General features: G+C 64.4%; 13 protein-coding genes. 5 read left to right on the top strand and 8 right to left on the bottom strand.

Going from position 1 to position 13751, the window contains the following annotated elements:
• Window positions 1-67 precede the first annotated feature (67 nt).
• On the top strand, window positions 68-1006 hold the full coding sequence (locus tag ACQKRQ_RS10075; protein ID WP_132376284.1) for a LysR family transcriptional regulator: 939 nt from the start codon (window positions 68-70) through the stop codon (window positions 1004-1006).
• An 81-nt stretch (window positions 1007-1087) separates the two neighbouring features.
• Entirely contained in the window at window positions 1088-4498 is a 3411-nt protein-coding gene (locus tag ACQKRQ_RS10070) for a methylmalonyl-CoA mutase family protein (protein WP_427476702.1), read from the top strand.
• Between the two features lie 105 nt (window positions 4499-4603).
• Here the strand turns inward: ACQKRQ_RS10070 and ACQKRQ_RS10065 are convergent, their stop codons facing one another.
• On the bottom strand, window positions 4604-5563 hold the full coding sequence (locus ACQKRQ_RS10065) for an NAD(P)H-dependent flavin oxidoreductase (protein ID WP_427476700.1): 960 nt from the start codon (window positions 5561-5563) through the stop codon (window positions 4604-4606).
• 281 nt (window positions 5564-5844) lie between these two features.
• Here ACQKRQ_RS10065 and ACQKRQ_RS10060 point away from each other — a divergent pair, with 281 nt between their 5' ends.
• Window positions 5845-6735, top strand: a complete 891-nt coding sequence (locus tag ACQKRQ_RS10060; RefSeq protein ID WP_427476698.1) for an alpha/beta fold hydrolase — start codon at window positions 5845-5847, stop codon at window positions 6733-6735.
• A 53-nt stretch (window positions 6736-6788) separates the two neighbouring features.
• Here ACQKRQ_RS10060 and ACQKRQ_RS10055 read toward each other — a convergent pair whose 3' ends face one another.
• Window positions 6789-7259, bottom strand: coding sequence for an Lrp/AsnC family transcriptional regulator (locus tag ACQKRQ_RS10055; protein ID WP_408180450.1), 471 nt, complete (start codon window positions 7257-7259; stop codon window positions 6789-6791).
• 113 nt (window positions 7260-7372) lie between these two features.
• Here ACQKRQ_RS10055 and ACQKRQ_RS10050 point away from each other — a divergent pair, with 113 nt between their 5' ends.
• The gene (locus tag ACQKRQ_RS10050) at window positions 7373-8272 is read left to right on the top strand and encodes a DMT family transporter (protein ID WP_427476696.1); all 900 of its coding nucleotides are present in this window, start codon (window positions 7373-7375) and stop codon (window positions 8270-8272) included.
• A 317-nt stretch (window positions 8273-8589) separates the two neighbouring features.
• Here the strand turns inward: ACQKRQ_RS10050 and ACQKRQ_RS10045 are convergent, their stop codons facing one another.
• Genes ACQKRQ_RS10045 through ACQKRQ_RS10020 form a run of 6 tightly spaced genes read right to left on the bottom strand, consistent with a single transcriptional unit; the run spans window position 8590 to window position 12731 of the window.
• The gene (locus ACQKRQ_RS10045) at window positions 8590-9510 is read right to left on the bottom strand and encodes an MBL fold metallo-hydrolase (RefSeq protein ID WP_427476694.1); all 921 of its coding nucleotides are present in this window, start codon (window positions 9508-9510) and stop codon (window positions 8590-8592) included.
• Entirely contained in the window at window positions 9507-9992 is a 486-nt protein-coding gene (locus tag ACQKRQ_RS10040) for a MaoC family dehydratase (RefSeq protein ID WP_427476692.1), read from the bottom strand. The genes ACQKRQ_RS10045 and ACQKRQ_RS10040 overlap by 4 nt, the downstream gene beginning before the upstream one ends.
• A complete protein-coding gene (locus ACQKRQ_RS10035) occupies window positions 9989-10222 on the bottom strand; it encodes a DUF1289 domain-containing protein (RefSeq protein WP_408433894.1) in 234 nt (77 codons plus the stop codon). Before ACQKRQ_RS10035 ends, ACQKRQ_RS10040 begins: the two co-directional genes overlap by 4 nt.
• A 4-nt stretch (window positions 10223-10226) precedes the next feature.
• On the bottom strand, window positions 10227-10748 hold the full coding sequence (locus ACQKRQ_RS10030) for a YbaK/EbsC family protein (protein ID WP_132376276.1): 522 nt from the start codon (window positions 10746-10748) through the stop codon (window positions 10227-10229).
• A gap of 54 nt (window positions 10749-10802) precedes the next feature.
• The gene (locus tag ACQKRQ_RS10025) at window positions 10803-11729 is read right to left on the bottom strand and encodes a hydroxymethylglutaryl-CoA lyase (RefSeq protein WP_427476689.1); all 927 of its coding nucleotides are present in this window, start codon (window positions 11727-11729) and stop codon (window positions 10803-10805) included.
• A gap of 60 nt (window positions 11730-11789) precedes the next feature.
• Window positions 11790-12731 (bottom strand): 2-hydroxyacid dehydrogenase, encoded by a 942-nt coding sequence (locus ACQKRQ_RS10020; protein ID WP_427476687.1) that lies wholly within the window; start codon window positions 12729-12731, stop codon window positions 11790-11792.
• Between the two features lie 349 nt (window positions 12732-13080).
• On the opposite strand from ACQKRQ_RS10020, the gene ACQKRQ_RS10015 reads away from it, so the two are divergent.
• Window positions 13081-13683, top strand: a complete 603-nt coding sequence (locus ACQKRQ_RS10015) for an RBBP9/YdeN family alpha/beta hydrolase (RefSeq protein WP_132376273.1) — start codon at window positions 13081-13083, stop codon at window positions 13681-13683.
• Window positions 13684-13751: the final 68 nt, after the last annotated feature.

Raw genomic sequence — 13751 nt, 5'->3', positions numbered from 1 at the left:
TTTGCCGACCAGTCTTTGATAAACCCGGCAAAATGACGCCGATTGATTCCTGAAGCGAGCGATTGAGATGGATACCCTCGTCAGCATGAAAGTGTTCCGCCACGTGGTCGAAGTCGGCAGCTTTGTCGGCGCGGCCGAACGGATGGAGATGTCGGCGGCCATGGCGAGCAAGCACGTGATGCACCTCGAACAGCAACTCGGCGCGCGTCTGTTGAACCGCACCACGCGGCGGGTCGCGCCGACCGAGGCGGGCCGCGAGTACTACGAGCGTCTGAGCCAGGTGCTCACCGAACTCGAGGAGGCCGAGCAGGTGGTCGGCGCGGCGAGCGTCGTGCCGCAGGGACGCTTGCGGGTGTCGTCGCTGTCGGCGTTCGGCCTGAGCCACGTGATGGCCGCGGTGGCCGACTACGCCGCGCAATATCCGCAGGTCATCGTCGATATGACCTTGTCGGACCGCGTGGTCGAACTGATCGACGAGGGTTTCGATGTCGCGATCCGCGCTTCACCGAGCGGGCTGAAGTCTTCTTCATTGATCGCGCGGCAGATCGCGACCGCGCACCTCGTGCTGTGCGCGTCGCCGGCGTATTTGAAGCGGCACGGCACGCCGAAGACGGTCGCCGATCTGGCGCGCCACAACTATCTGCAATACGCGGGCGTGTCGGCGCTCGAAATCGCGCCCGCGACCGGCGATGCCTCGCCGCGCGTGCGTCTGACGGGCAATCTGATCGTCAATCATCTGGAAGCGCAGCGCGTGATCGTGCTGCAAGGCGCGGGCATCGCGATGCTCGGCACCGAAGTGATCGGCGACGATCTGGCCGCGGGGCGTCTCGTGCCGCTGCTGGTGGACGACGTGCCGCCGCGCGAACTGCCTATTCACGTGGTCTATGCGAGCCGCCGGCATCTGTCGGCCAAGGTGCGCTCGTTCGTCGACTTTCTCGCCGAGCGGTTCGCGAACGAGTCGCTGTGGCCGTCGCTCGAACAGATCAAGGCGTTGGCGGTGCGCTAGGCCGCCCAGGCCGCCGAGGCGTCTCGACCCGTTTCGCTATACTGGTTGGCAACACCCATACGCGAACGATCTGGGGGAGACATGACCGATCTGTCCACGCCGCAGCGCGCCGGCAGCCACAAGCTGCCCGCGGGCCGGCGCCTGCGCTTTGTCACGGCGGCCGCTTTGTTCGATGGCCACGATGCGTCGATCAACATCATGCGGCGCATTCTGCAGGCGAGCGGTGTCGAGGTGATTCACCTCGGCCACAACCGCTCCGTCGATGAAGTCGCCACCGCCGCGCTGCACGAGGACGCCGATGGCGTCGCCGTGTCCAGCTACCAGGGCGGCCATAACGAATACTTCCGCTATCTGGTCGACTTGCTGCGAACGCGTGGCGGCGAGCGCATCAAGGTGTTCGGTGGAGGCGGTGGGGTGATCGTCCCTGAGGAAATTGCGGAACTCGAGCGTTACGGCGTCGAGAAGATCTATTCGCCGCAGGACGGGCAGCGGCTGGGTCTGCAAGGCATGATCGACGATATGATCGCGCGCTGCGCCGAAGGCGCGCGCGTCAGCGCCGCCGACGTCGCCAACGCGCCCAGCATTGCCGACACGGCTAACGCGGCCGACCCAGCATCCCTCACCTTCCGCCGCCTTGCGCAACTCATCAGCGCCTTCGAAGCAGGCGCTATCGACGCATCCGCCCGTGAAAAACTGTCCGCGCAAGCCAAAGCAACCACAACCCCCATCCTTGGCATCACCGGAACCGGCGGCGCCGGCAAATCCTCGCTCACCGACGAACTGATCCGGCGCTTTCGCCTCGACTACGGCGACGCTCTCACCATCGCCGTGCTCGCCATTGACCCATCGCGCCGCAAGTCCGGCGGCGCGCTGCTGGGCGACCGCATCCGCATGAACGCCATCGGCGACTGGGGCGGCGGCGCGCGCGTGTATATGCGTTCGATGGCGACGCGCGAGGCATCGAGCGAAATCTCCGACTCGCTGCCCGACGCGCTGATGCTGTGCAAGGCGGCGGGCTTCGATCTGATCGTCGTCGAAACATCCGGGATTGGCCAGGGCAATGCGGCGATCGTGCCGTTCGTCGACGAATCGCTGTATGTGATGACGCCGGAGTTCGGCGCAGCGAGCCAGTTGGAGAAGATCGACATGCTCGACTTCGCCGGCTTCGTCGCGATCAACAAGTTCGATCGCAAGGGCGCGCCGGACGCGTTGCGCGACGTCGCCAAGCAGGTGCAGCGCAATCGCGGCGACTTCGCGAAGGCGCCGGAAGCGATGCCGGTGTTCGGCACGATCGCCTCGCGCTTTAACGACGACGGCGTGACCGCGCTCTACCGGCACGTCGCCGAGGCGCTGCGCAAGCACGGCTTGCGCGCTGGCGGCGACCGGCTGGCCGCGCCCGAAGGTCTGCGCTTTTCGAGCGACCGCAACGCCATCGTGCCGCCAACGCGAGTGCGCTATCTGGCGGACATCGCGCAGACGGTCCATGCATATCGCGAGCGAGCCGACGCGCAGGCGCGCGTGGCGCGCGAGCGCTGGCAACTTGTCGAGGCGCGTCGGATGCTGGCTGAAGCGGGTGCGGCTGCAAGGGCGGTTGCGAACCCGGACGCCGGCGCAAACACGTCGGCGAACTCAATTGCAGGTTCAGCGGCAAACACAGAAGGCGCTGGCGCCAATCCGTCGCTTCAGCAACTCGACGCTCTCATCACCCAACGCACCACCTCTCTCGGCGAACGCGAGCGCGCCCTGCTGGACGCCTGGCCGCAAACCGTCGCTGCTTACTCAGGCGACGAACACATCGTCCGAATCCGCGACCGTGAGATCCACACCGCGCTCACCGTCACGACGCTGTCCGGCTCCGAAGTCCGCAAAGTCTCCCTGCCGAAGTTCGTCGACCACGGCGAGATTCTGCGCTGGCTGATGCTCGACAATTTGCCCGGCTACTTTCCCTTCACCGCGGGCGTGTTCCCATTCCGCCGCGAAAACGAAGACCCGACGCGGATGTTCGCCGGCGAAGGCGATCCGCAACGCACCAACCGCCGCTTCAAGCTGCTCTCAGAAGGCATGCCGGCCAAACGTCTGTCGACCGCCTTCGACTCGGTCACGCTCTACGGCGAAGAACCGGACGAGCGCCCCGACATCTACGGCAAGGTGGGCAATTCGGGCGTCTCGGTGGCGACGCTCGACGACATGAAGACGCTTTACGACGGCTTCGACCTCTGCGCGCCGGAAACCTCGGTCTCGATGACGATCAACGGGCCCGCGCCGACCATCCTCGCGATGTTCTTCAACGTCGCGATCGATCAGCAGATTGCGCGCATGACGCAGCAGCAAGGCCGCCCGCTCACGGACGACGAACTCGCCGCGACGCGCCGCACGGCGCTGGAAAACGTGCGCGGCACCGTGCAGGCCGACATCCTCAAGGAAGACCAAGGCCAGAACACCTGCATCTTCTCGACCGAATTCAGCCTGAAAGTGATGGGCGATATTCAGGCGTACTTCGTCGAGCACGGCGTGCGCAATTTCTATTCGGTGTCGATCTCCGGCTATCACATTGCCGAAGCCGGCGCGAACCCGATCTCGCAACTTGCCTACACGCTCGCGAATGGCTTCACCTATGTCGAGGCCTATCTGGCCCGCGGCATGTCGATCGACGACTTCGCACCGAATCTGTCGTTCTTCTTTTCGAACGGCATGGACCCGGAGTACACGGTGCTGGGCCGCGTCGCGCGACGCATCTGGGCCGTTGCCATGCGCGAGCGCTACGGCGCGAACGAACGCAGCCAGAAGCTCAAGTATCACGTGCAGACTTCGGGCCGCAGCCTGCACGCGCAGGAGATCGACTTCAACGATATCCGCACCACGTTGCAGGCGCTGATTGCGATCTACGACAACTGCAACTCGCTGCACACGAACGCCTTCGACGAAGCGATCACCACGCCCACCGAGGATTCGGTGCGCCGCGCAGTGGCGATCCAGTTGATCATCAACCGTGAATGGGGGCTTGCGAAGAATCAGAATCCGAACCAGGGCAGCTTCGTGATCGAGGAACTGACCGATTTGGTGGAAGCGGCGGTGCTCGCCGAATTCGACCGGCTGACCGAGCGCGGCGGCGTGCTCGGCGCGATGGAAACCGGCTATCAGCGCGGGCGCATCCAGGACGAGTCGATGCTGTACGAGCATCGCAAGCATGACGGCTCGTATCCGATCGTCGGCGTGAATACGTTTTTGAGCGCGCATCCGCACGAGGCGCCGCAGCCGATCGCGCTGGCCCGTTCCACCGACGATGAAAAGCAAGGTCAGTTGCAACGTCTGCGCGCGTTCCAGGCGCAGCATCGCGACGCGGCGCCCGCCGCGCTCGAACGCCTGAAGCGCGCGGTGATCGACGATGAAAACGTCTTCGCGGTGCTGATGGACGTCGTGCGTGTCTGCTCGCTCGGGCAGATCACGCATGCGTTGTTTGAAGTGGGCGGACAGTACCGCCGCAATATGTAAGCCCTGCTGCGTGGCGATCGCTGCTGCGGCCTGGCGTGGAGCCAAGCCGCAGCATACGAAACCGCTTAACCCAGGCACCTCACCCGAGGCGCTCCAACATGATGCTCAGCGCGCGATGCCCAGCCGCGCCTTCGCATCGTCATATTCCTTCGTCAAACGCCGCACCAGCTCGCTCACGCTCGGCACGTCGTCCATCAGGCCGACGCCCTGGCCTGCGCCCCAGATGTCTTTCCACGCCTTCGCCTTGTCGCTGCCGAAGTTCATCTTGGTCTTGTCCGATTCCGGCAGCGCGTCCGGGTCCAGCCCCGCGTTCAGGATACTTTCGCGAATGTAGTTGCCATGCACGCCGGTGAACAGGTTCGTGTAGATGATGTCCGACGCCGTGGAGTTGACGATCGCCTGTTTGTAGCTGTCGACAGCGTGAGCTTCCTTGGTCGCGATGAAGCGCGTGCCCATATAGGCGAGGTCCGCGCCCATGGCCTGCGCCGCGAGAATCGAGCCGCCGTTGGCGATCGAGCCCGACAGCACGATCGGGCCGTCGAACATGCGCCGCACTTCGCCGACCAGCGCGAAGGGCGAGGTCGTGCCGGCATGGCCGCCCGCGCCGGACGCCACCAGGATCAGTCCGTCGACGCCTGCTTCCAGCGCCTTTTGCGCATGACGCAGGTTGATCACGTCATGCAGCACGATGCCGCCGTAGCTATGCACCGCATCGACGATTTCCCGCGCCGGCGCCCGCAGGCTCGTGATGAAAATCGGCACCTTGTGTTCGACGCACACGCGCACGTCGTGTTCGAGCCGCGTATTCGACTGATGGACGATCTGGTTGACGGCGATCGGCCCGGTGACCGCCTCGGGGTTGGCCGCCTTGTGCTCCGCGAGCTGCGCCTGAATCTGCGTGAGCCATTCATCGAGCAGTTCGGCCGGGCGGGCATTCAGCGCCGGGAACGAGCCGACGATCCCGGCCTTACATTGAGCCAACACAAGTTCGGGGTAGCTGACGATGAACATCGGCGAAGCGACGACGGGCAGCGCAAGTTTTTGCAGGACGGCGGGCAATGCCATAGTGCGAGTCTCCTGATTTAAGCGAGCCGGTGCGTCGTTGCGCGCCGGCGATGACTGAGTTTAGCGGCACATGGCTTGCAGCGCTTTTGCCAGCCGCAGCCATCCGAAAATTTAAGAACGGTCGTTCGATTATAGGCGAAGCGCGGCGTACGCGTTCGATTGGGTCGTTTGGAACAGTTGGAAGGAGTGTTCAGGTTCTATGTTTGCGTGGGCTATCCCACCTCGCGTGGACACATTGGGCTTTTACAATGCAGGGACTCCAAAATCACGAGAGAGACGTCATGGCCTTCGAGGATTTCACGCCCTTTCGCGTCGCCGTGGGCGATGTCGATATTTTCGGAGTGAAGGGCGGGGCGGGGCCGCCTCTTCTGTTGCTGCACGGTCATCCGCAGTCGCATCTGATCTGGCAAAAGTGCGCCGCGCAACTGGCGCAGCATTTCACGGTGATCGCCACTGACTTGCGCGGCTACGGCGCATCGGGCAAGCCGCCGAGCGACGCCGCGCATACGCCGTATTCCAAGCGCGTGATGGCGGCCGATCAGGTCGCCGTGATGCGCCATTTCGGCTTCGAACGTTTTCTCGTGTGCGCGCACGATCGCGGCGCGCGCGTCGCGCATCGCATGGCGCTCGATCATGCTGATGCCGTCGAGCGTCTGATGCTGCTCGACATCGCGCCGACGCTCGCCATGTATGAGGCCACCGACCGCACCTTCGCGACGCACTACTTCCACTGGTTCTTCCTGATCCAGCCGGAGCCGCTGCCCGAGACGCTGATCGGCGCGAACCCGGTTGCGTATGTCGACGCGGTGATGGGCAGCCGTCACGCGGGCCTGGCGCCGTTCGAGCCCGCCGCGCTCGACGCCTATCGCTCGGCCCTCGCGCAACCGGGCGCGGTGCACGCGATGTGCGAGGACTACCGCGCGTCGGCGAGCATCGACCTGGAACACGATCGTGCCGACATCGAGCGCGGTCACAAGATCGGCTGTCCGCTGCGCGTGCTGTGGGGCGACAAGGGCGTGATCGAGAAGTGCTTCGACGCGCTGGCGGAATGGCGTCATGTGGCGCGTGACGTGAGTGGCCGCGCGCTGTCTTGCGGCCACTACATACCTGAAGAAGCGTCGGACGAACTGGTCGCCGAAATGCTGTCTTTCTTTGAAGCGGTCGAACAGTAGGCCTTTCCGTCCGTTCCGGTTTGCTCATACGCGAAGCCGCGCCCGCGCGTAGCTCAACCGAGCGGCGGCAAGCGGCGCGCGACCGGCGTCGACTTGACGATCGCGGTGCTGGTTTCCGCGCGCTCAGTGACTTTCGACAGAATTTCGTCGAGCTGTTCGATCGAATGGAGATACAGGCGGCAGATGAAGCAATCGTCGCCCGTCACCTTGTCGCATTCGACGAACTCCGGAATCCGCCGGATCACCTCTTCCACCAGATGCAACTGACCGGGCAACGGCTTCACGCGCACGATGGCCTGCAGCGTGTAGCCGAGCGCTCGCGGATCGATCTGCACCGTGAAGCGCTCGATCACGCCTTGCGCTTCGAGCCTGCGCACGCGCTCCGCCGTGCTCGGCGCCGACAGGCCGACCTGACGCGCCAGTTCGCTGACCGGCTGACGCGCGTCTTCCGCGAGCGCGGCGAGAAGCGCCCGGTCCGTATCGTCGAGCAGGGCGGGCGTTGGAGGAGTAAGTCGTTTGGTCATGACGGCCTTCGATTATTAGGCTGCACCGCGTGAACACTTAAGTTTAGCCATGTATTTGGACGATCGGATTAATTACACTGCTCGTCATGCAGGGATCAATCGAGGATCGAATCATGGCGTCAAATGAAATCCGCCGCGGAGCCGCGGAAATGACCATGGCGATGCTGATGTCCGGCACCATCGGCTGGCTGGTGGTGTCGTCGCAGCAAAGCCCGTTCAATGTGGTGTTCTTCCGCTGCATTTTCGGCGGTGCGACGCTCGCGCTCGTGTGCGCCGTGCTGGGGCTGTTCCGGCGCCGGCTCTTCTCGTGGAAGATGCTCGGCCTCGCGTTGCTCGGCGGCGCGGCGATCGTCATCAACTGGGTGTTGCTGTTCGCCGCGTATTCGCGCGCGTCGATCTCGATGGCGACGGCCGTCTACAACACACAGCCGTTCATGCTGGTGGCGCTGGGCGCGTTGGTGTTCCGCGAGCGCATCAGCGCGTCGACGGTGGCCTGGCTGGTGGTCGCGTTCATCGGTCTCGTGTTCGTCGTGAAGGTCGAGCCGGCGGTGTTGGCGGTGCCGGGGCAATATCTGGTCGGCGTCGCGTACGCGGTGGGCGCGGCGGCGATGTATGCGGTGTCGTCGATCATTACGAAGCGGCTCAAGGGCACGCCGCCGCATCTGATCGCGTTGATCCAGGTGTCGCTCGGCGTGCTGATGCTCGCGCCGTTCGTGCGCTTCGACGCGTTGCCCACAACCGGCGTGCAATGGCTCGAACTGATCGTGCTCGGCATCGTCAATACCGGCCTCATGTACGTGCTGCTGTACGGCGCGATCCAGAAGCTGCCGACTTCGATGACTGGCGCGCTCTCGTTCATCTATCCGGTGGTGGCGATCATCGTCGACCGGGTTGCGTTCGGACAAACGCTCGCGTGGATTCAGGTGCTCGGCGCAGTGCTGATTCTGGTTGCCGCGGCCGGCGTCAATCTCGGCTGGCGGATCGTGCCGCAAAAGCGCCTGTCGTCGACCTGACGGGCGTCGCGCCGTTGCGATCAATCACAATGCTACGGATTCCAGAGTAATCGGATGCGCAGATTGTTCATATCCGCGGACTAATGATTCGAAAGATACGCGACCGCGGGGCCTCGTCACGTGACGTGTATGCGGCTTTAAAAGCAGGCGTCAAACTTCTGTAGGGAAATCACCGATGCGGTCAAAAAACAGGCACGCGTATCATGCGTCTTGACGCTGATCACGTCCGACAGAATTTCCGCCGCTCGCCTGTAATGGTCGAGCGGCTTTCTTTTTGTAGCGACGGTATCTAGCGTGCCTGTGTCAGCGGCGGCGCGTCAGGCCGCACGCGCGACGATGCTCGCTCCATCCACTTCCAGCGGTCCATTCTTCCCCGCCAGCTCTTCGACGATCCCTCGCACCAGCGCGGGCCATTCGTCGCGCGGCTTGAGCATCGACGCGGCGGCGCGCATCACACTGGCGTCGTCGAGCATTTGCAGTAGCGTGTCGAAGCCCATTGCACGGACTTCGAGCAGCTTGAACACGATCAGCACCTTCAGCGCATTCTTTGCATTGCGTGCCGGATCGGCGCGCAGCCACGCAACACGCGAAAACGCGCGTTCAAGCGCCTGTTCGACATTCGTGAAGGGTGAGCCATGGCCGGGGATCACGAGGCGCACGTCGAGCCTGGCAATGGCTTCCAGCACGGCTTGCTCCTCGGCGAAACCGCTTTCGCCTTCCAGCTCGGGAAAGATCACACCGAAACCGTTTTCCCAGAGCGCGTCCGCGCTGATCAGGATGCGTTCGCTCGCGCAGTACAGCATCAGCGAATGCGGATCGTGGCCGGGTGCGCCGAGCACGTCCCAGTCGAGCGCGCCGAGCCGCAACTGCGCGCCGGGCGCGATCGTCCCGGTGAAGGTGAAGCGCTCGCAGGTCTGGCCGGTGGCGCGAAACGTCAGGCGCGCTTCGTCCCACTCCTGCACAGCGCCGGCTTCCGAGGCCGGAATGACGGTGCGGCACGGCCACGTCGCCTGCAAAAACGCGTTGCCGCCGCAGTGATCCGAATGCAGATGCGTGTTGACGATCAGATCGAGCGGCCGCGCGCCGAGTGCTTGCCGCACCAAGGCGAGCGTTTGCGGCGCGTGCGTGGCATAGCCGGTATCGACGAGCGCGGCGCAGGCGTCGTCCACCAGCAGCACGTTGTTCGACGAGAGCCAGCCGCGCTCGAAAACCCGAATCGATTCCGGCAGCGCGATCATGGCGAGTTGGGCGCTGCGTTAGCCTCAGCATCCGCATTCGCGGACGCTTCGGGTTTCGGCATCACGAGAATCGTCGACGAGCCGACCAGCATGGTCTCGCCACGCTGATTCACGACCGAGCCTTCGAGATGCGTCAGATCGCCGTTCAGGCTCGGCTTCCAGTAAGCATGCTTCACGCGCCAGGTGATCGTGAGCGTGTCGTGCGCATGGACGGCTTTCTTCAGCTTGATATCGAACTCCAGACCGAGCGGTTGCGCGTAGGTCGAGTAATGCGTCGCGAGCAGCGCCATGAAATGCGCGGTCGGTTGCGTGCCGGACGCGATCAGGCCGCCGAAGCGGCTTTGCGCGGCATACGCTTCATCGTGATGCAGCGGGTTGTAGTCGTTGACGAGCGCAGCGAACGATTTCACCGACTCCGCCGATAGCGCCAACGTCGAACTAAACGTCTCTCCAACCGTGACGATGCGTGGTGCGGCGTTCATCGCCGCACCTTCGGCTGGCTCGCGACGAACTCCGCGTGGCGCGCCTCGATCGCGTCCCAGACCGCGCGCTTCGCGTCGTCGTCGAACAAAGACCAGCCGGCGATTTCGTCGATGGTGCGCAGGCATCCTTCGCACCAGCCGGTCGACGCGTCCATCCTGCATACGTTGATGCATGGCGACGGCACGGCGTGGTGGTCTTCGTTATCGGGACCTGCTGTCATCATCGTCATCGCGTCACGCCGTCTCGCGCAGCGCCACGTCGATCACCGGCGCGCCCGTCAGCGCGATCAGTTCCTGCGCCGTCAGATTGAACACCGCATGCGGATGACCCGCGGCAGCCCACAGACTGTCTAGTTCGAGCAGATCCGCGTCGATCAGCGTGACCGGCTCGGTCGCATGACCGATCGGACAAACACCGCCGATCGCATAGCCGGTTTTTTCGCGGACGAACTTCGCGTCCGCCCGGCCGATGTCGCCGACCTGCGCGGCGACCTTCTTTTCGTCGACGCGATTCGCGCCGCTCGCGATCACCAATACCGGCACGTCGTCTTCCCGGCGGCGAAACAGGATCGACTTGGCGATCTGCGCGACCGAGCAGCCGAGGCCTGCCGCGGCTTCGGCGGAGGTCTTGCCGGTTTCCGGCAGCATCACGATCCGGCCCGCGTGACCGCGTTCGCGCAGCAGCAGCGCGACGCGGCGTGCCGAGTCGGGCAGCGCGGTGAGATCGTCGGATTCGAGAGAAGCGTGGTCCGTCATCGTTTCAGGTCCTGATTGATTGCATGAGTGTTCAGCCAACGCGTCGAGCCAACGTCAGACGCAGTTGGCCGCTTCGCTGCGCGCTTTGGCGAGCAGCGCTTTACCGGCGCGCGAGACATTGGGCTTACCGATGGACGTCGAGATGAAATCGCCGATCGCCACGACTTGCGCGAGGTCGATGCCGGTCTCGATGCCGAGGCCGTTCATCAGATACAGCACGTCTTCGGTCGCAACGTTGCCGGTCGCGCCCTTCGCATACGGACAGCCGCCGAGGCCCGCCACCGACGCGTGATAGATCTCGATACCTTCCTGCAACGCCGCGTAGATGTTGGCGAGCGCCTGACCATAAGTGTCGTGGAAGTGGCCGGATAGACGCTCGCGCGGAAATACCCGGGTGACCGCCTCGAACACTTCTCGCGTGCGCTTCGGCGTGCCGACGCCGATCGTGTCGGCGATATCGATCTCGTCGCAGCCGAGCGCCGCGAAACGCTGGACCACATCCACTACCGACGCGACCGGCACTTCGCCCTGATACGGACAGCCCAACGCGCACGACACGCTGCCGCGAATCCGCAGGCCGTGTTCCTTCGCCGCCTGCGCGACAGGCGCGAACCGGTCGATGCTTTCCGCGATGCTGCAGTTGATGTTCTTCTGCGAAAACGCTTCGCTGGCCGCGCCGAAGATCACGATCTCGTCGGCACGCGCGGCGAGCGCGCCCTCGAAACCGCGCAGGTTCGGTGTCAGCACCGAGTAGATCGTGCCGGGACGCCGTTCGATGCCGGCCATCACGTCGGCGCCGTCGGCCATCTGCGGCACCCATTTCGGCGACACGAACGAAGCGGCCTCGACGTTGCGGAAGCCCGCGGCCGACAAACGGTTGATCAACTCGATCTTGGTCGCGGTAGGGACGAACTCTTTTTCGTTCTGCAGTCCGTCACGCGGACCGACTTCGACGATTTTCACTTGCTGGGGGAGGGCCATGATGTGTCTCCTATGTCGACGCCGCGCGTGGCGGCGCTCCTTCAATGGGATTCGATGGGTTCAGTATCCACGTTCGATATTCACCACGCCGCTGACCGTGTCGCCGCGCACGAGCGCGGTGATCTTCCGCGCGACCTGGGCGACGCTTTCTTCGCGCAACGTCAGCGCGGACACGTGCGGCGTGATCGTGATGCGCGGCTCTTGCCAGAACAGATGATCCGGTGGCAATGGTTCCTCGCGGAACACGTCGAGCGTGGCGGCGGTGAGCTGCCCGCTCTCGAGCGCGTCGAGCAAATCCTGTTCGACCAGATGGCCGCCGCGCGCCACGTTGATCAGATACGCGCCGTGGGCGAGCTTCGCGAAGGTGCGCGCGTTCAGCACATCGCTCGTCTCCGGAGTATGCGGCAGCAGATTGACCAGCACTTTCACGCCGTCGAGAAACGCGTCGAATTGGGCTTCGCCGGCGAACGTCGTGATGACGTCGATCTGCCGCGGGCTGCGGCTGTAGCCGCGCACCGGCATACCGAACGCCGCGAGCGCTTGTGCGACATGCGCGCCGAGCACGCCGAGTCCCAGCACGCCGACCGTGAAAGTGTCGCGCGAATGCGGTTCGAGCACTTCCCAACTGCGCTCGTTCTGCAGCGTCTGATACTCGTCGAAACGGCGCAGGTAGCGCAGCACCGCGTGCGTCACATACTCGGCCATTTGCAGCGCCATGCCCGTATCTTCGAGACGGATCAACTGCGCGTTGCGCGGCAACGTGCCGGGCTGTTCGTGTTCGAGCGCGAGGATCGCGTCGACGCCCGCGCCGAGATTGAAGATCGCGCGCAGATCGGCGCGGCCGGCCAGCATTTCACGCGGCGGACGCCACACGACCGCGAAGTCGGCCGGCGCGCTGTCGCCCGGCTGCCATTCACGCAGATCGGCGTCCGGCAGGGCGCGGGCGAAGTCGTGCAGCCACACTGCGGCGTCGGCATGCGGCATGTAGAAGAGGATTTTCATACGGTGCGGAAGGCGCCTGCGAGTTCGGGTCGAGTGACGAAGAAGCCACGGCATGGCCGGCGCGACGGCTGCGGCGTTGCGGACGACGCTTGCGGCATGAGGCCTCCTCCTTTTATGGGTAGGCTTCATTCTACTTTTTCGACGCGAATCGCGCGCGTTTGCGTACGGGCGTGCGGTTCGGCGATAAGTTTTCCGCCGCGCGGCCCATATCTGGCGGCGCATTTGCCTGTGCATTTGTCCGCGCATTTGCTCGCTCATTTGCCCGATAACCAAAGCACAAAAACTTGGTTCGTCCGCGCGGCGCCCGGCGGGACAATCATTATCCCGATTCCCGCAGCGAGGCACACACATGCTTTCATGCACCAAATCGACATGGCCGCCGCGGCTCGTCACCGTTCCCGGTTTGCACGGCAGCGAGGGCGCGCACTGGCAGAGCTGGCTGGAGCGGCAGTTCGCGCGCTCGCTGCGCGTCGAGCAAGCCGACTGGGACGCGCCGGACCTCGCGCTATGGTCGAAGTCGCTGCGCGATCTGCTGGCGCGCGAACGCGGGCCATTCGTGCTGGCCGCGCATAGCTTCGGTTGCCTCGCGACTGCGCATGCGTTGCAGCAGGCCTCATATGCGAACGACGTGGTCGGCGTGCTGTTCGTCGCGCCCGCGAGTCCGCAGAAATTCGCCTTCGCGGGACCGTTCGACGCGCGGCGTCTCGGCGTGCCCTCGATCCTGATCGGCAGCGAAACCGATCCATGGATGCCGCTCGCCGGTTCGCGCGATCTCGCGCAGCGTTTCGGCAGCGCGTTCGTCAACCTCGGCGACGCGGGGCATATCAACACCGCGGCCGGTTTCGGTCCGTGGCCGCGCGCCAAGTATTTCGTCGATACGCTGGTGCATTGCGCGGCGCCGCTGCGTTTTCGCGAGGAGCCGTTCGAGGCCGCACAGCACGCGTTCGTGTGAGTGATTGGGCCGCGGCGTTCGCGCATCGAGTGACGCGCGAACGGGTCACTGGCCAAGTAAGCGATCCG

This window comes from Paraburkholderia sp. NPDC080076 (genome assembly GCF_050281145.1).
Classification (GTDB): domain Bacteria; phylum Pseudomonadota; class Gammaproteobacteria; order Burkholderiales; family Burkholderiaceae; genus Paraburkholderia.
Note: the sequence above shows the minus strand (reverse complement) of the source record. Positions and strands in the feature narration are given on the sequence as shown.